The sequence below is a fragment of the Promicromonospora xylanilytica genome (assembly GCF_054782895.1).
In genome coordinates this window covers 311,242-327,682 of sequence record NZ_BAAGRP010000075.1, presented here as the reverse complement: position 1 = coordinate 327,682, position 16,441 = coordinate 311,242, and the positions used below count along the sequence as shown (strand labels likewise).

The following is a 16,441-nucleotide window of genomic DNA, read 5'->3' as shown; positions in this document are numbered from 1 at the left end:
CGACACTGTTCAGCGGGGCCATCTGCATTTCAAGCAAGCGCCGGAGGCCCACTACGGTGGGACCCGAACGATCTGAGGAGAACCGGCATGGGCAGGCTGTTCGGCACCGACGGAGTTCGGGGCCTCGCCAACAAGGACATCACGGCGGAGCTGGCGCTGGAGCTGGGCGCCGCCGCCGCGCGGGTGCTCACCGCACAGGGTGAGCTGCTGGGGCAGCGGCCGCGCGCGGTGGTCGGTCGAGATACGAGGGCCTCCGGGGAGTTCCTCGCGGGCGCCGTGGCGGCAGGCCTCGCCTCGGCCGGCGTGGACGTGGTGATGCTCAACGTGCTGCCCACGCCCGCCCTGGCCTACCTCGTGACGGAGCTGGAGGCCGACCTGGGCGTCATGGTCTCCGCCTCGCACAACCCGATGCCCGACAACGGCATCAAGTTCTTCGCCCGCGGCGGGCTCAAGCTCGACGACGCCGTCGAGGACGCCATCCAGGCCACGCTCGGCGACGAGTGGGAGCGCCCCACCGGCGCGGACGTCGGACGCATCCGTACCGACGGGCAGGCCGCCGCGGAGCGCTACGTGCGGCACCTGACCGACAGCGTCGGGACGACCCCCGACCACCGGCCGCTCGAAGGCCTGCGCATCGCCCTCGACTGCGCCAACGGCGCCGCGAGCGAGGTGGGCCCGGACGCGCTGCGTGCGGCAGGTGCCGACGTCGTGGTGATGAACGCCAGCCCGGACGGCCGGAACATCAACGAGAAGTGCGGTTCCACCCACCCGGAGCAGCTCCAGGCCGTCGTCGTGGCGTCCGAGGCGGACTTCGGCGTGGCGTTCGACGGCGACGCCGACCGCTGCCTCGCCGTCGACCACACCGGTGCCATCGTGGACGGCGACCAGATCCTCGGGATCCTCGCCACCGCGCTCCAGGAGGAGGGCCGCCTGCCTGGGGACACCCTCGTGGTGACCGTGATGAGCAACCTCGGCCTGATCCTGGCGATGCGGGAGCGTGGCATCACCACGGTGCAGACCGCCGTCGGCGACCGGTACGTGCTCGAGGAGATGCGTGCCAAGGGCTTCGGCCTCGGTGGCGAGCAGTCCGGCCACATCATCCTGGCCGACCACGCCACGACGGGGGACGGCGTGCTCTCGGCGCTGCACCTCGCCGCACGGGTCAAGGCGTCCGGCAAGCGCCTGGCCGACCTCGCGGGCGAGATCGAGCGCCTCCCGCAGACCCTCGTCAACGTGCGGGGCGTGGACAAGTCCCGGGCCGGTAGCGACGAGGGCGTGCAGTCGGCCGTCGCCGACGCGACGGCGCGCCTCGGGGACACCGGGCGGGTGCTCCTGCGCCAGTCCGGCACGGAGCCGCTCGTGCGGGTGATGGTCGAGGCCCCGGCCCAGGACGAGGCGGACAAGGTGGCGGAGGACCTCGCCGCCGTCGTGCGGGAGCGGCTCGCGCTCTAGCGTCGTGGCCGCGCCGGCGGGCGGCGCGAGCCGGTGTGTGGTGGCGGGCAGGGCAGGCGTGAACGCTCCGTGAATCCTTGGGAAGCGGGGTTCTTCCAGGGGGACCCCTGATGCCTTTCAGGGGTCCCCCTTGCGTAGGCTTGCGGCAGGCGCTGACAAGTGCCGTCCTCCGCCCCCGGGCGCCGCCCTGAACTGTCGCAGGGTGAGCCCGACCGAGACTCTCGAGGTCCCGTGCTCGAACTCATCTCCACAGTCCTGAGCGCCACCGAGGCATGGATCCTCGCGATGGCGGCTTCGCCGTGGATCTACCCGGCGATGTTCGCGTTCGCGACCATCGACGGCTTCTTCCCGCCGCTGCCCAGCGAGTCCGTCGTGATCACGCTGGCCGTGTCGGCACACACCACAGGCACACCGTGGATGTGGCTGGTGCTCCTGACCGCCGCCGCAGGGGCTTGGGTGGGGGACCAGATCGCCTACCAGATCGGGCACCTGATCGGCACCGAGCGCGTGCCGTTCCTGCGGGGACCGCGCGGACGCCGGGCCGTGGCCTGGGCGGAGCGGGCGCTGACCCGCCGTGGGGCGTCGTTCATCCTGGCGGCGCGCTACGTGCCGATCGGCCGGGTCGCCGTGAACATGACGGCGGGCGCCGTCGCGTACCCGCGGCGCCGGTTCATGGTCATCGCCGCCATCGCGGCGGTCATGTGGGCGTTCTACTCGGCGGGGATCGGCCTGGTCGCGGCGCAGTGGCTCGGCCACGACCCGCTGCTCGCGATCGGTATCGGCGTGGTGCTGGGCGTCGCGATGGGCTTCGTCGTCGACAAGGTGGTCGGCTGGTTCTCGCGCCGCCACCTCGACGACGAGCCGGACGACGCCGAGGCGGACACGGCCAGGGTGACCGTCCCGCCGTCGGACGTGGACTGAGCCCTGGCGGGGACGGCTCAGAGCTTGCGGAGCCGGACCCGTTGCACCGCGTGGTCCGAGCCCTTGGTCAGCACGAGGGTCGCCCGGCCGCGGGTAGGAATGATGTTCCGCTCGAGGTTGGGCGCGTTGATCGACTCCCAGATCTTCAGGGCACGCTCCGTCGCCTCCTGGTCGGAGAGCGACGCGTACCTCCGGAAGTACGAGTCCGGCTTGGTGAAGGCCGTACGGCGCAGCTCGAGGAACCGGTCCACGTACCACTGCCGGATGTTCCGCGTGCGAGCGTCCACGTAGATCGAGAAGTCGAAGAAGTCGCTCACCGCGACGGTCGACTCGTCGACGGCCGACGGGCGGGCCGGCTGCAGCACGTTGAGGCCCTCGACGATGAGTACGTCCGGCTTGCGGACCACCATCTCCTGGCCCGGCACGATGTCGTAAGTCACGTGCGAGTACACGGGCGCCCGGACCTCGGGCCGGCCGGCCTTGATCCGGGAGAGGAACCGGATCAGCGCACGCCGGTCGTACGACTCGGGGAAGCCCTTGCGCTCCATCAGGCCGCGCCGTTCGAGCTCGGCGTTCGGGTAGAGGAACCCGTCCGTGGTGATGAGCTCGACGCGCGGCGTCTCCGGCCAGCGGGCGAGCATCTCGCGCAGGACGCGCGCCGTCGTCGACTTGCCGACGGCGACCGAGCCGGCGACCCCGATGACGTACGGCGTGCGGGGCGGGTCCTCGTGCAAGAAGGTCGACGTCGCGTCGTGCAGGCCGCCCGTCGCCATCACGTACAGGTTGAGCAGGCGTGACAGGGGCCGGTAGATCGCGTCGACCTCGGCCAGGTCGATGGGGTCGCCGAGGCCCCGCAGACGCTCGACGTCCTCGTCGGTCAGCGGCAGGGGAGTGGAGGCCGACAGGCGGCTCCAGGCCGCACGGTCGAGATCCACGTAGGGCGAGGACGGGGCGAGGGCCAGCAGGTGCTCGCCGTGCTCCGTCGTCGGGAACTGGGAAACCACCTGCAGCATTGTGCACCAACCGGCGGCGGGAATCGCTACCGGCCCCGGCGGGGCGCCGCGCGGATGTGCGGGAGCCGGGCCTGTGAGCCCGGTCATGGGGGCAGGTCAGCAGGCTCGCTAGACTCGCCCGCATGTGTGGGATTGTGGGTTACACGGGAACTGTCGCGACTACCGCGGACGGCAACGCGTCAGGTGCCGCCGCGCCGTCGGGCATGCCCCTCGCCGTGGCCATCGAAGGGCTGCGCCGGCTGGAGTACCGCGGGTACGACTCGGCGGGCGTCGCCCTCGTCGCGCCGGGCCTCGACGGTATCGCCTGGGCCAAGAAGTCGGGCAAGCTCGCCAACCTGATCGAGGCGCTCGACGAGGATCCGCTGCCCGAGGCCACCGCGGCGATCGGCCACACCCGCTGGGCCACGCACGGCGGCCCCACGGACGCGAACGCTCACCCGCACCTGGCCGACGGCGACCGGCTCGCCGTGATCCACAACGGCATCGTCGAGAACTTCGCCCAGCTCAAGGCCGAGCTGCTGGCCGACGGCGTGACGTTCCGTTCGGAGACGGACACCGAGGTGGCCGCCCACCTCGTGGCCAAGGCGTACCGCGAGACGGGCGACCTGACCGAGGCCATGACGGCTGTCGCCGGCCGCCTGCACGGCACGTTCACGCTGCTCGCCGTCCACGCGGACGCGCCGGAGACCGTGGTGGGCGCGCGGCACGACTCGCCGCTCGTGGTGGGCCTCGGCGAGGGGGAGAACTTCCTCGGGTCCGACGTCGCCGCGTTCATCGCGCACACCAAGGAGGCCCTCGAGCTGGGCCAGGACCAGGTCGTGACCATCACGCCGACGTCCGTGGCCGTGACCGACTTCGACGGCAAGCCCGCCGAGGCCAAGCGCTACACCGTGGACTGGGACGCGGCCGCCGCGGAGAAGGGCGGCTTCGACTCCTTCATGGACAAGGAGATCCACGACCAGCCGCAGGCCGTCGCCGACACGCTGCTCGGCCGTACCGACGCCTCCGGCGCGCTCGTGCTGGACGACCTGCGCATCGACGAGTCGGTGCTGCGCGCCGTGAACAAGATCATCGTCGTGGCCTGCGGCACCGCCGCGTACTCCGGGCACGTCGCCAAGTACGCGATCGAGCACTGGTGCCGTATCCCCGTCGAGGTCGAGCTGGCGCACGAGTTCCGTTACCGCGACCCGATCGTCGACGAGCGCACGCTCGTCGTGGCCGTGACCCAGTCCGGCGAGACCATGGACACCCTGATGGCCGTGCGCCACGCGCGCGAGCAGGGTGCCAAGGTGATCTCGATCGTCAACACCCACGGGTCGACCATCCCCCGCGAGTCCGATGCCGTGCTGTACACGCACGCCGGGCCCGAGATCGCCGTGGCCTCCACCAAGGCGTTCCTCGCGCAGATCACGGCCGCCTACGTGCTGGGTCTGTACCTGGCGCAGCTGCGCGGCAACAAGTTCCCCGACGAGATCGCGATCCTGCTCGACGAGCTGCGCGACATGCCCCGCAAGATCCAGACGGTCATCGAGCGCGGCGAGTACGTGCGCGCGACCGCCCGGTCGATGGAGAAGTCCGACAAGGTGCTGTTCCTCGGGCGGCATGTCGGGTTCCCGGTGGCGCTGGAGGGTGCGCTCAAGCTCAAGGAGCTCGCGTACATCCACGCGGAGGGCTTCGCGGCCGGCGAGCTCAAGCACGGCCCGATCGCGCTGATCGACGAGGGGCAGCCCGTGTTCGTGGTGGTCCCCTCGCCGCGTGGGCGCGACTCGCTGCACTCCAAGGTGGTCTCCAACATCCAGGAGATCCGGGCGCGCGGCGCGCGCACCCTCGTGATCGCGGAGGACGGCGACGACGCGGTGCGCCCGTACGCTGACGAGATCTTCTGGATCCCGCAGGCGCCCACGCTGCTCCAGCCGCTGCTGGCCGTCGTGCCGCTGCAGATCTTCGCGATGGCGCTGGCGACCGCGAAGGGCCTCGACGTGGACCAGCCGCGCAACCTCGCCAAGTCCGTGACGGTGGAGTAGCCGCCCGGTTGTGGCACGCTCGGCGGCGTGGACCTCGAGAACCTCATCGACGACGTCGAGATCATCAGCCGCGTCTACGCACGGCTGCACGACGTCGAGCGCACCGACGACTGGCTCGTGCTGAAGCTGCACGAGGAGGTCGGGGAGCTCACCCAGGCGTACCTCAACCTCTCGGGTCGCTCGCGCGACCGCGGGCTGTCGGACGACGAGACGCGCGACGCGTTCCGCGGCGAGGTGGCCGACGCGCTGGCGCAGCTGCTGCTCGTGGCGCGGCGGTTCGACGTGGACCTGCCCGAGGAGCTGGAGCGCAAGTGGTTCCGCTGGCGGCACCTGGTCCAGCCGGAGGACACGGTCGGCCTCCGGGATGTCGGAGGCTCGGACTAGCCTCTGGGCTGACGAGAGGGGCGTACATGGCGTACGTGGAGGTCGACGGTGTCCAGGTGCACTACGTGGAGCACGGCGCGGACGAGCCGGGGGCGGGCACGGTGGTGCTGGTGCACGGGTTCTCCGTGGACCACCGCATCATGACCGGCGCTTTCGAGCCGGTCTTCACCGGGCGGACGGGCTGGCGCCGCGTCTACGTGGACCTGCCGGGGATGGGGCGCACGTCGGCACCCGACGTCGCCGGCACCGACGACGTCTTCCGCATCCTGCGCGGCGCCGTCCAGGCGCTGGTGCCGGAGGGGCCGTACGTCGTGGTCGGCCAGTCCTACGGGGGCTACCTGGCACGGGGTCTCGTCGCCGCCGACCCGGCCCGGGTGGCCGGGCTGGCCACCGTGGTCACCGTGGTCGAACCCCGGCACGAGCTGCGGCACCTCCCGGAGCGGCAGGTGCTGGTCCGGGAGCCGGGTCTGGCCGAGCGGGTCGGTGCCGAGGCGGTTGACGCGGAGGAGGTCCTCGTGGTCCAGACCGAGGAGACGTGGGCGGCGGCCCGGCAGCACGTGGATCCCGGCCTGGCGGCGGCCGACCCGGTGGTGATCGCCCGGATCGAGGAGAGCTACGCGGGCACCTTCGCCGTCGAGCCGGCGCCCTATGACGGGCCGGTGCTCGTCCTGGTCGGGCGGCAGGACTCGGTCACCGGCTACCGCGACGCCTGGGACCTGGTCGAGCACTACCCGCGCGCGACCTTCGCCGTGCTCGACCGCGCGGGGCACGCGCTGAACATCGAGCAGCGCGGGCTGTTCGAGTCGTTGGTGGGCGAGTGGCTGGACCGGGTCGAGGAACGGCCCGGCGCTCGGCGGCAGGGGCCGAGCAGCTAGGCCCCGGGGCTGGGCGGCGTCGTCAGCCCGAGATGGCGACGAACACGAGCAGGCTGACGATCGCCGCGATCACGACGCCGAAGATGACGACCATGAGCACGGGGAAGGGAAGCTTGTCGTCGTCCTCGGGCATGGCAGCCTCCTCAGCATGAAAGATGACGCCTTGCCGGTACGATGCAGGCGCCACCTTTACTTCAATATTACTGGAACAGAGTGCCTCAAAACGGGCACCCGATGCAAGGCGAGAGTGCGCGCGCGCAGGTGGCGGCGCCGTCGACCGTAGGCTGAGTCAATGATCATCGGGACGGGCATCGACGTGGTCGACGTGAACCGGTTCATGGAGACGCTCGACCGCACGCCCCGGCTGCGCGACAGGCTGTTCACGGAGGCCGAGCGCGACCTGCCGCCGTCGTCCCTGGCGGCGAGGTTCGCGGCGAAGGAGGCCATCGCCAAGTCGCTGGGCGCCCCAGGGAACCTCCGCTGGCACGACGTCACGGTGCACCGCACGGTGGGCGGGCCGCCCCGGATCGACGCGAGCGGCACTGTCGCCGCCCGCGCCGCCGAGCTCGGCGTGCGCACCTGGCACATCACGATCTCGCACGACGCCGGGATCGCGTCCGCCATGGTGATCGCGGAGGGGTGAGCTCCTGGGGTCCGGCGGTTACTGGAGCTCTGGGATGACCTGCTTCTCGAAGAGCTCGAGACCCGACTGGTCGTAGGCGGCCTCCTGGAAGTACGTGATCGCGTACTCCAGGCCGCGTGCCCGCATGTCCTGCAGCCGTTCGACGATCTGCTCGGGCGTGCCGACCAGAAGCCCGGCTCGCCAGGTGTTCATCTCGTGGTCGGCCTTCTCGGGCGCCGACCTGCGCAGGTGCGCCTCGATCCAGGCCAGGCGGTCGGCGACGTCGGCCTCGGACTCACCGATCACCACGTTGTAGTCGGCCGACCGGGTGATCTCGCCGAAGTCCCGGCCCACATCCTGGCAGTGCGCCTCCAGCACACGCGACTTGTGCGCGAAACCCTCGGGCGAGCCGTCGAAGTTCGTGTACTGGGCGTGCTGCGCGGCGATGCGCAGCGTCTTCTTCTCGCCGCCACCGGCGATCCAGAGCGGGATCGACGGCACCTCGGCGCCGCCGTCCCCCACCGGCAGCTGCTGCAGCGGCTGCGGGTAGCAGAGCGCACCGTCGACCTGGTAGTGCTTGCCCTCGAACGTGCCGGACGATCCGGTGCGCCACATGCTGGACATGATCTGCACGCCCTCGTCGAGCGCGCGCAGGCGGTCGCCCGCTGACGGGAAGCCGTGGCCGTAGGCGCGCCACTCGTGCTCGTACCAGCCTGCTCCGATGCCCATCTCGACGCGGCCGCCGGACACGGTGTCGACGGTCGAGGCGATCTTGGCGAGGTGAGCCGGGTTGCGGTACGCCATGCAGGTGCACATCTGGCCCAGGCGGATGCGCTGGGTCGCCGCGGCGAACGCCGCCATCAGGGTCCAGGCCTCGTGCGTAGCCTCCGTGGTGACCTGCGGCACGGTGTGGAAGTGGTCGTAGACCCACGCGGAGGACCAGGCGAACTCGCCCCCGGGGACGGCCTCTCCGGCAGCCTGGTTCTCCGCACGGTGGACAAGGGACAGCATGGTGGCCCACTGGTCGGCGGGCGCGATGTCGACCAGGTCGAGGCGCCAGCCCTGCGGGATGAAGAGTCCGAATCGCATGGCCCGACCTTATGCCGACCAGGTTCCGAGCGGGAGGGACGGTCCACAATGGCGGGTTTTGGTACCTCGGACGGTGGGGACGCGGCACTATAGGACTGTGAAAGACGCGTGGAGTTCCGACGAGGTACGAAAGGCCGAAGAGCCACTGATCGCAGCCGGCGAGCCGCTCATGGCCCGAGCGGCGTACGGGCTGGCTCAGACGGTGCTCAGAGAGGTGGCGGTGCGCGCCGCCGACGGACGCTCGCCGGACCGCCGGCCCGGACGCCCCGGGACCGCCCGGCTGCGCGGCAGCCTCGGTTCCGACGGACTCCCTGGCACGGCACGGGTCCGGCCCCGCCGGGCGGCGGCACGGGGAGACGTGCGTGGCGCGCACGCGCTCCTGCTCGTGGGTCCCGGCAACAACGGCGGGGACACCCTGTTCGCCGGTGCGCGCCTCGCGCGGCGCGGCATGACGGTCACCGCGGTCCTGGCATCCACGCGGGCGCACGAGGAAGGCCTCGCCGCGTTCCGGACGGCCGGCGGCAAGGTGCTGACGCTCGCCGACATCCGGGTCCCCACGGTGGTGCGCGCCGCTCTCGCCGCCGACGTCATCCTCGACGGTTTGGTCGGCGTGGGCGCTCGGGGTGCGCTGCGCCCGCCGGCCGGCGGGCTCGTGCGCACGCTCGCGGAAGCCCGCGAGACGGCAGGCGAGCAGTGGCCGTACACCGTCGCCGTGGACATCCCGAGCGGGATCGGGGTGGACGACGGTGCCGTGCTCGGCCCGGTCCTGCCCGCCGACCGCACGGTCACGTTCGGCGCGCTCAAGCCGGGCCTGGTCCTGCCTCCCGCTGCGCACCTCGCCGGAGAGGTCGAGCTCGTGGACGTCGGCTTCCCCGCCGTCGCGGACGGTGAGGGGTGGTCGGGGTCGGTCTGGGGCGTGACGACGGGCCGGCACGCGATGACCGGCACGGACCCCGCGGGCCGGGTGCGGCGCCTGGAGCCGGCCGACGTGGCCGCGCTGTGGCCCATCCCGGGCCCGCACGACCACAAGTACACGCGAGGCGTCGTCGGGGTGATCGCCGGGACGAGCACCTACCCGGGCGCCGCGGTCCTCGCGACGTCGGGTGCCGTGCTCGCCGGACCCGGCATGGTGCGCTACCTGGGCCCCGAGGCGGTCGGCACCCGAGTGCTGCTGGCCCGACCCGAGGTCGTCGTGGCGGGCGGTCGCGTGCAGGCCTGGGTCCTCGGACCCGGGGTACCGGCGGTCGACCCGGAATCCGGGCCCGACGGCGACGGCCAGGCCCGCAGGATCTTCGGGGCGCTCGCGGCCGTGACCGGTGTGCTGTCCGAGGATGTCACCGGCGGCAAGATGCCCGCCGTCATCGACGCGGGCGCGCTCACCATGCTGGAGCACCGGCTGCCGGCCTGGGCGGTGCTGACGCCGCACGCCGGTGAGCTCGCCGAGCTGCTGCAGGGCCTGGGGCACGACGTGGACCGGGCTGCCGTCGAGGCACAACCGCTGCGCTGGGTCCGGACGGCACACCAGGCGACTGGCGCCACGGTGCTGCTCAAGGGTGCCATCACCGTGGTGGCAGGGCCCGGTGACGTCTACACGCAGGCCGATGCGCCGGCCTGGGCGGCCACGGCCGGCACGGGTGACGTGCTCGCCGGGATCCTCGGGACGCTGCTCGCCGGCCGCTCGGCCGACGTCGTCGAGGACGAGACGCTCGCGGCCCGGCTCGCGGCCGCCGCCGTGCTGGTGCACGGTCGCGCCGCGGCCCGTGCGTCCGCGGGCGGTCCCGTGGCAGCGCTGGAGATCGCCCGGGCGGTCCCGGCCGTCCTCGCCGAGCTGTTGGGCGCCTGACGGCGGCAGCTCGGGCTGGGTAGGGTGGCGGCGATGAGTCAACGCGTCGTCGCCTGGGGCCAGGAGCTGCGAGAGGTCCACCGGCGGCTGCGTGACGCACTTGCCCTGGCCCGGTCCGCCGTCGACGGCGGCGCGACCGGGCCGACGGCGGCGCGTGACCTCCAGCTCTACTGCGTGGGCTTCTGTGCGGCGCTGACCGGCCACCACCGCAGCGAGGACGCGACGCTCTTCGACGTCGTGCTGGCGGCAGAGCCAGGCCTGGCGCCCGTGGTCGCCGACCTGAAGCGGGACCACTCGATGCTGGACCACCTGCTGGGCGATCTGGAGCGTGCCGCGAGGTCCGGTTCCGGCCGCGACGAGCTGACGCGGCACCTCGACGGCATCGAGGCCGTGATGGAGACGCATTTCCGGTACGAGGAGAAGAAGCTCGTCGGTGTGCTCGACGGTGCGGACCGGCCGGAGTCGGACAGACGGGAATTGCTCGGCCCGCTCGCGTGATGTCTGATTCTCCCCAAATGAGTATTCTCCCGGCTTTCGCGTGCGCGATTTTCTCGCACCCGCCCGAGATGCGCCAAGTAGAGCCGTAATATCCCGTACCACAGCCACGCCCTGCACGATTCATCTCTTGTCATAGACTCCTGAGGCGCTACTGATAAATGTTCATGTAAGTGGCGAATTGGGGTATGCGTGCCATCAAGTTACGGGCCTTCCATGGCGGTGCCTTCGGCAGTGCCGACGGCATGGTCGAGCCAGGCAGGCAGCAGGGGGAGAGACCTCGTGGTCCACGGGCGTGATCGAGAGCTGCGGGTCATCGGCCACTTCGCGACCGATCTGGACCCGACGGTCCTGGTCGTGCGCGGGCTGAGCGGCATCGGCAAGACCGCGACGGTGCTCCAGGCACTGAAGCAGGTCGGAGCCGGATCGTCCGCGGTCCGGGTGGTGCGGCCGTGCTCGCCACGACCCTCGGCCCACGACCTGGACAACAACCGCCGTATCGACCTGTCCGCCTGGTCGGTCCCTGACCACGAGGGGCACGACGCCGGCTTCGACGCCACAGGCTTCCTGCGCGCGGTCTCGGTCTGGGCCGGAGACAGCGGGCCGGGGCCGCGCGTCCTGTTCATCGACGACGTGGGCGTGCTGACCGCGGAGCGTGCGCGCTGGCTCCAGCACCTCGCCGACGAGGCGTACGGCCAGGACTGGCGCGTGATCGCCGCGGTGCGGAGCATCGCCGTCGAGCAGCTCTCCGACGACGTGGAGGTGCTCGAGCTGGGCCCGCTCGACCGGATGTCGCTGCGGCGCGTGCTCGACATGGAGCTCAGCGTCCCGGTGGCGGCCGACGTGGTCGAGCACCTGCGGTGGTGGAGCGCCGGCAATCCCCGGCTCGCCCTCGAGCTCGCGGGCTCCCTGAGCGCCGCCGAGCTGGGCGGGGACGTCGCGTGGACCGGGCCGGAGAGTGTCGGGTCGGCGGCCCGGCGGGCGTACCGCGCGCTGCTGGCCGGGCTCGACCCGGCGACGATGACGGCGCTCGCGACCGCCACCCTCGGTGGCGCGTCGGTGGTGCGCAGGGACGACCGTGCGACCGTGCGGCACCCGCTGCTCGCGCTGCTGTGCCGGGAGGCGCGCGGGGCCGACGGCGACGGACGGGAGGCCCCGCCGGTGGACCTCGTGGACCGCACCGCCGTGCCGGACACGGCGCGGAGGGTCCTGGACGGGCTGCACCTGGACGAGCTGCCCGGGCGGGCCTGGGCAACCGTGGCGGCGGTGCCGGACGCTCGACTGGCCGCGCGTGCGGTAGGGGTGTCCCTGATGGCCGGCCGCGTCTGGCGGGACCACGGTGGCGGCCCGCTGGTGCCGCAGGGCGTGGGGCCCGAGTGGACGGACCACCTGTGGTGGAGCGATCCGTCGGGTACCGGCGCCGCAGCGCGCGCCGCGGGCGCGCGGGTCGCCGAGGCCCTGCTGCACCTCGAGGACGCCGGAGACCTCGAGGACCCCGCGGCGCTCCGGGCGGACCTGCGGCTGATCGGTCCGACGCCCGGTCAGGACTGGGTGGGCGTCGACCTCCAGGTGCGCGCCCTCCTGCTGCTGGGCGACGTGGTCGGAGCGCGCGGCCTGCTGGCCGACCACTCCGGCGCGACGCCGGGCCGCACGGTGGCGGAGATCGTCGCTCGTGACCTCGCGGCGGCGCGGGTCGCCGCGTTCGACGGACGGTCCGCCGATGTGCGCGCGCACCTCGCGCACGCGGCGGAGCTGCGTCCGTCGGTCGACGGGTGGCTGCCTGCCCGCGGCATGCGTGCCGCCGCGGACGCCGTGGTCGAGGGGACCGTGCCGGCGAGCACGATGCCCGCCCAGGCGGGCAGCTGGTCGGCGCGGGTGCTCGGCGAGTACGCGGCGGACCTGGGTGCCGCGCACCTTGTCGTCGGGCAGGCCGAAGGGGCCGTGGCGCTGCTGACCATCGCGCTCGAGCACTGTGGCTGGCCGTACCGGGGACGGGTGCAGGTGCGCTGCGACCTCGTGGAGGCCGTGATGGCATCGACGCCGCCCGGCAACGTCGGGCCGCGGGCCCAGCGGCTGCTGGACCCGCCACTCGCTCCGGAGGAGCTGTCGGCCCCCGATGTCGCGGCCGCCTGCTCCCGGCTCCATGCGCTGCTGGCTGACGACGGGGTGCCTTCGGCGGCGTTCGAGGCCGCCCTGCACACGCCGCCGGCGCCCATGTCGCCCTGGCAGCGCGCGCGCATGCTGGTCGCGTACGGCCGGTACGCCGTGACCCGTGGTGGTCGCGCGACGGGCGAGGCGATGCTCGACGAGGCCAGGACTCTCGTGCGGCTGGCCGGGATGTCGGGCTGGCTGCGCGGCATCGACGTGTTTCTCGCCGAGGCGGACGCGAACGGTGGCACCGGGCCCGAGTGGGAGGTGCTCGGCGGCCACGAGCGGGAGATGGTGCGGCTCGCGGTGCACGGCGCGACGAACTCACAGATCGCACAGGCGACGTTCGTGTCGGAGCGGACCGTCGTGAACCGGCTGCGCCGCGCGTACGCCACGCTCGGCATCCGGGACCGGAGGGACCTCGTGCGGCTCGCCGAGACCCGTCCGCCCGCTTGGCTCGCCGGCGGCTGACGCGCAAGTCGAGCGCAGGTTTTTCACCCGCTAATGCCGATGCCTTTCACCCGGCATTTCGGACTACCTTCACTTCTTTCCGGCAGTGTGCGTGCCGGTGCCTTTGTCGCGCCCCCGAACGCGCCGAACGCACGGCTGGTTGCGTTGGTTTGCGTCAGCGCACGATTGCGGCCCTGCCTGGCAGGTCCCTGAGAACCACTGTTCGCTAAAGGCCGGGCACCGGTGTGTCATACGCCCCGCCCCAACCGATCCGGACGTGATCACGTACCGATCCGGACGCTTTTCTTGAAGCGTGAATATGGAGGAGTGAGTTCTCTTGAACCGAACGCAAGTACCGTCCCGACGCCGGAGGGGAAGCGTCCCGTGGCGCCGGTCCCTGGCGACGGCCGCGGCAACAGCAGTCGTGGTCACGACCACCGGGCTGCCCGCGGTCGCAGTGGACAACTACCCGGAGGAGCCGTCCGAGGCCGCCGCGAGCGTCCTTGACTCGACGCTCTTCCAGGAGGCGCTGCTCGCAGCCGCCTACTCGGATGCCGGCTCTGTCTCGAACCCCGGTCCCAACGAGGGCAACCTCAACGTCGAGCTGCTCGGCTCGGAGCTCGTCCGCATCGGTGACGTCGAGGTTCCCCTCGACGAGATCCTTGACTTCGGTCAGCTCGGTGCGCTGGCCAGCAAGAGCGAGGCGTCGTCCCCGGTCGACGCGCACGCGGTCTCCGGGCTGCTCGGCGCGGACGGCGGCATCACGCTGGACGGCGAGACCGAGGACTTCGGCAAGGCGTCCGTCGACGTCCTGTCGGTCGCGCGCCTGCTGGGCGTGGACAGCCTGACGGACGAGATCGTCGACCAGCTCCTGCTGGAGGTCGGTGCCGGTGCCGCAGAGGTGCGCGCCGAGGACGGCGTGATCCTGGACCAGGACGGTGTGGGTGGCCTCGGCCAGTACCGCGTCGCCGACCTGGACCTGTCGCTGCACTCGCCGGTCATCGAGGACGCTGCCGCGTCCATCAACGACATCGGTGGCTCGATCGACACCGCCGTCGAGGACCTCGTCAACACGAACCTGGACGACAGCGCCCTGACCGGCCTCTTCGACGCGGTCCCGGGTGTTCCGACGCCCTCGATCACCGTCGACAGCAACATGCAGGGCACGCTGTTCGACTCCGTCACGGCGGAGCCGATCACCTCGGCCAACCAGCTCATCACCATCGACCTGTCGACGGGTGAGCTCCAGGTGCACCTCGACCAGCTCATCGACAACCCGGACGGGAGCGAGCAGGGCCTCAACGGTCTGCCGCCGAACACCGAGCTCATCGACGACACGACCTACCCGCTCATCGCGGAGACCGTGCACGAGCTCATGGAGGAAGTCACCAACATCCTCCTCGGCGCGATCGAGGACTCCCTCGACGCCGTGACGGTCAACCTCGCCTTCTACGAGGAGGGCCCGCTGGGCACCCTCGACGTGTCGTGGTCGATCCCGCTCACCTCCGCGGTGGACGGCAACTTCCCCGAGGCCGTGGACAACAGCACGGGCGGCATGGCGCCGGTCGCGACCGTTCTGGTCAACACCATCAACACGCTGGGCCCGGCAGTCTCCGAGCTCCTCGCGCCGGTGTACGACCTGGTGATCAGCGACGAGGGCGACGAGATCTTCGAGCTGCTGATCAACGACCTCAAGACGGGCGCCATCACGGAGCCGATCCGCGAGCTGCTCTCGCCGGTCTTCGACGTCCTCGCCGAGGTCCTCTCGATCACGATCAACCGCCAGGTGTCGGAGAGCTCCGAGGTCACCCCGACCTCGACGGCGGCGGCCGAGGTCGTCACCTCGTTCGACCTGAACGCGCTCAGCATCGCGCTGCTGCCGGCCAACGAGGTCGCACGGATCAACCTCGGCAACGCGGCGGTCCGCATCTCGCCCGGTGGCGACGGTGGCAACCCCGGTGAGATCGACCCGTCGATCTCGGTGGACCCCGTCACGGTCGCTCCCGGCCAGTCGACCATCGCGACGGGCGTGGGCTACACGCCTGACTCGACCGCGACCGTTCAGCTGACCGACCCCGACGGCAACCCGGTGGGCGACGCCATCCCGGTCGACACCGACTCGGAGGGTGGCTTCAGTGTCCCGGTCCCGGTTCCGGCTGACGCCGAGCTCGGCATCTACCCGGTCGTGGGTACGGACGACACCACCGGTCAGGACGCTGAGGCTCCGCTGGCAGTGGTCGCAGGCTCCGACATCTGCGCCATGGACCCGACCCTGACCGTCGAGCCGGGCGCTGCCTACCCGGGCGACACCGTCTCGGTCGTGGGGCAGGGCTTCCCGGCCGGCGTCCCGGTCGTCGTGCAGCTGCGCGACGCCGAGGGCAACCCGGTCGGCGACCCGATCACGGTCATCCCGGACGAGGCCTGTGGCTTCATCACGGACCTGACGGTTCCTGAGGACGCAGAGCCCGGCGACCACGTCGTCGAGGCCGAGCCCGAGGACGGCAGCCCGGGCGCCGAGGCGCCGCTCGAGATCCTGACGCCGGGCACGAACCCCCCGGGTGAGGAGTGCACGGACCCGACCATCGTCGCTGACCCGGCCGCGGTCGAGGCAGGCGCCGAGGTCATGGTCACGGGCACCGGCTTCCCGGCCGGCGCCAACGTCACCGTCCAGCTCAAGGACACCCAGGGCAACAACATCGGTGACCCGGTCACCGTGAAGGTTGACGAGGACTGCGGGTTCACGACCCCGATCACGGTTCCCGAGGGGACCCCGCCGGGTGTCATCATCGTCGACGCTCAGCCGGACGACGGCAGCGAGGGCGCTCAGGTGCCGATCATCGTCATCGGTGGTTCGACCGGTGGCGGCTCGGGTGACGGCGACGACTCCGGCGCCGGCGCGGGCGACAACGGTGCCGGTGACGGCGACCTCGCCGCGACGGGCGCGAACGTGACGGCCCTCATCGCCGCCATGGTGCTGCTCCTGGGCGCCGGTGCGGTCATGATCAAGCGTCGTCGCGAGATCAGCCAGGCCTTCGCCTCGGCGATGGGCAAGCTGTCGAACTGAGTCACTGACTCAAGGAGCAAGTGTCTGACGCAGTAAGACCGGCCCGGTGCGACGTCGTCGC

General features: G+C 71.8%; 12 protein-coding genes. 10 read left to right on the top strand and 2 right to left on the bottom strand.

The window, feature by feature from the left end; translation table 11 throughout:
* Positions 1–87: 87 nt before the first annotated feature.
* Positions 88–1,452 carry a phosphoglucosamine mutase gene (gene glmM, locus ACYVK7_RS25575; protein WP_460890551.1) on the top strand — a complete coding sequence of 455 codons (1,365 nt, stop codon included), beginning with the start codon at positions 88–90 and terminating at the stop codon, positions 1,450–1,452.
* Between the two features lie 231 nt (positions 1,453–1,683).
* On the top strand, positions 1,684–2,373 hold the full coding sequence (locus tag ACYVK7_RS25570) for a DedA family protein (protein ID WP_460890550.1): 690 nt from the start codon (positions 1,684–1,686) through the stop codon (positions 2,371–2,373).
* A 17-nt stretch (positions 2,374–2,390) separates the two neighbouring features.
* Here ACYVK7_RS25570 and coaA read toward each other — a convergent pair whose 3' ends face one another.
* Positions 2,391–3,386: a type I pantothenate kinase gene (gene coaA / locus ACYVK7_RS25565; protein ID WP_460890549.1), complete on the bottom strand. Its 996-nt coding sequence runs from the start codon at positions 3,384–3,386 to the stop codon at positions 2,391–2,393.
* Between the two features lie 122 nt (positions 3,387–3,508).
* On the opposite strand from coaA, the gene glmS reads away from it, so the two are divergent.
* The 4 genes from glmS (at position 3,509) to ACYVK7_RS25545 (ending at position 7,312) form a co-directional block, all read left to right on the top strand.
* Positions 3,509–5,410, top strand: a complete 1,902-nt coding sequence (gene glmS, locus ACYVK7_RS25560) for a glutamine--fructose-6-phosphate transaminase (isomerizing) (RefSeq protein WP_460890548.1) — start codon at positions 3,509–3,511, stop codon at positions 5,408–5,410.
* Positions 5,411–5,437: 27 nt separating this feature from the next.
* Positions 5,438–5,794, top strand: coding sequence for a pyrophosphatase (locus tag ACYVK7_RS25555; protein ID WP_460890547.1), 357 nt, complete (start codon positions 5,438–5,440; stop codon positions 5,792–5,794).
* A 26-nt stretch (positions 5,795–5,820) separates the two neighbouring features.
* A complete protein-coding gene (locus tag ACYVK7_RS25550; RefSeq protein WP_460890546.1) occupies positions 5,821–6,669 on the top strand; it encodes an alpha/beta fold hydrolase in 849 nt (282 codons plus the stop codon).
* Between the two features lie 292 nt (positions 6,670–6,961).
* Positions 6,962–7,312, top strand: a complete 351-nt coding sequence (locus tag ACYVK7_RS25545) for a holo-ACP synthase (RefSeq protein ID WP_460890545.1) — start codon at positions 6,962–6,964, stop codon at positions 7,310–7,312.
* Positions 7,313–7,330: 18 nt separating this feature from the next.
* Here the strand turns inward: ACYVK7_RS25545 and ACYVK7_RS25540 are convergent, their stop codons facing one another.
* Positions 7,331–8,380: an LLM class F420-dependent oxidoreductase gene (locus ACYVK7_RS25540; RefSeq protein ID WP_460890544.1), complete on the bottom strand. Its 1,050-nt coding sequence runs from the start codon at positions 8,378–8,380 to the stop codon at positions 7,331–7,333.
* A 169-nt stretch (positions 8,381–8,549) separates the two neighbouring features.
* Here ACYVK7_RS25540 and ACYVK7_RS25535 point away from each other — a divergent pair, with 169 nt between their 5' ends.
* The 4 genes from ACYVK7_RS25535 to ACYVK7_RS25520 all read left to right on the top strand — a co-directional run bounded on the left by ACYVK7_RS25535 (position 8,550) and on the right by ACYVK7_RS25520 (position 16,380).
* The gene (locus ACYVK7_RS25535; RefSeq protein WP_460890543.1) at positions 8,550–10,223 is read left to right on the top strand and encodes a bifunctional ADP-dependent NAD(P)H-hydrate dehydratase/NAD(P)H-hydrate epimerase; all 1,674 of its coding nucleotides are present in this window, start codon (positions 8,550–8,552) and stop codon (positions 10,221–10,223) included.
* 33 nt (positions 10,224–10,256) lie between these two features.
* Complete coding sequence (locus tag ACYVK7_RS25530) at positions 10,257–10,721, top strand: hemerythrin domain-containing protein (RefSeq protein ID WP_460890542.1); 465 nt, start codon at positions 10,257–10,259, stop codon at positions 10,719–10,721.
* Between the two features lie 279 nt (positions 10,722–11,000).
* Positions 11,001–13,337: a helix-turn-helix domain-containing protein gene (locus tag ACYVK7_RS25525; RefSeq protein WP_460890541.1), complete on the top strand. Its 2,337-nt coding sequence runs from the start codon at positions 11,001–11,003 to the stop codon at positions 13,335–13,337.
* A gap of 403 nt (positions 13,338–13,740) precedes the next feature.
* The gene (locus ACYVK7_RS25520) at positions 13,741–16,380 is read left to right on the top strand and encodes a choice-of-anchor G family protein (RefSeq protein ID WP_460890540.1); all 2,640 of its coding nucleotides are present in this window, start codon (positions 13,741–13,743) and stop codon (positions 16,378–16,380) included.
* Positions 16,381–16,441: the final 61 nt, after the last annotated feature.

Coding starts and splice junctions, on each gene's coding strand:
- glmM (WP_460890551.1), top strand. CDS start 88: ATGGGCAGGCTGTTCGGCACCGACGGAGTTCGGGGCCTCGCCAACAAG.
- coaA (WP_460890549.1), bottom strand. CDS start 3,386: ATGCTGCAGGTGGTTTCCCAGTTCCCGACGACGGAGCACGGCGAGCAC.
- glmS (WP_460890548.1), top strand. CDS start 3,509: ATGTGTGGGATTGTGGGTTACACGGGAACTGTCGCGACTACCGCGGAC.
- ACYVK7_RS25550 (WP_460890546.1), top strand. CDS start 5,821: ATGGCGTACGTGGAGGTCGACGGTGTCCAGGTGCACTACGTGGAGCAC.
- ACYVK7_RS25545 (WP_460890545.1), top strand. CDS start 6,962: ATGATCATCGGGACGGGCATCGACGTGGTCGACGTGAACCGGTTCATG.
- ACYVK7_RS25540 (WP_460890544.1), bottom strand. CDS start 8,380: ATGCGATTCGGACTCTTCATCCCGCAGGGCTGGCGCCTCGACCTGGTC.
- ACYVK7_RS25535 (WP_460890543.1), top strand. CDS start 8,550: ATGGCCCGAGCGGCGTACGGGCTGGCTCAGACGGTGCTCAGAGAGGTG.
- ACYVK7_RS25530 (WP_460890542.1), top strand. CDS start 10,257: ATGAGTCAACGCGTCGTCGCCTGGGGCCAGGAGCTGCGAGAGGTCCAC.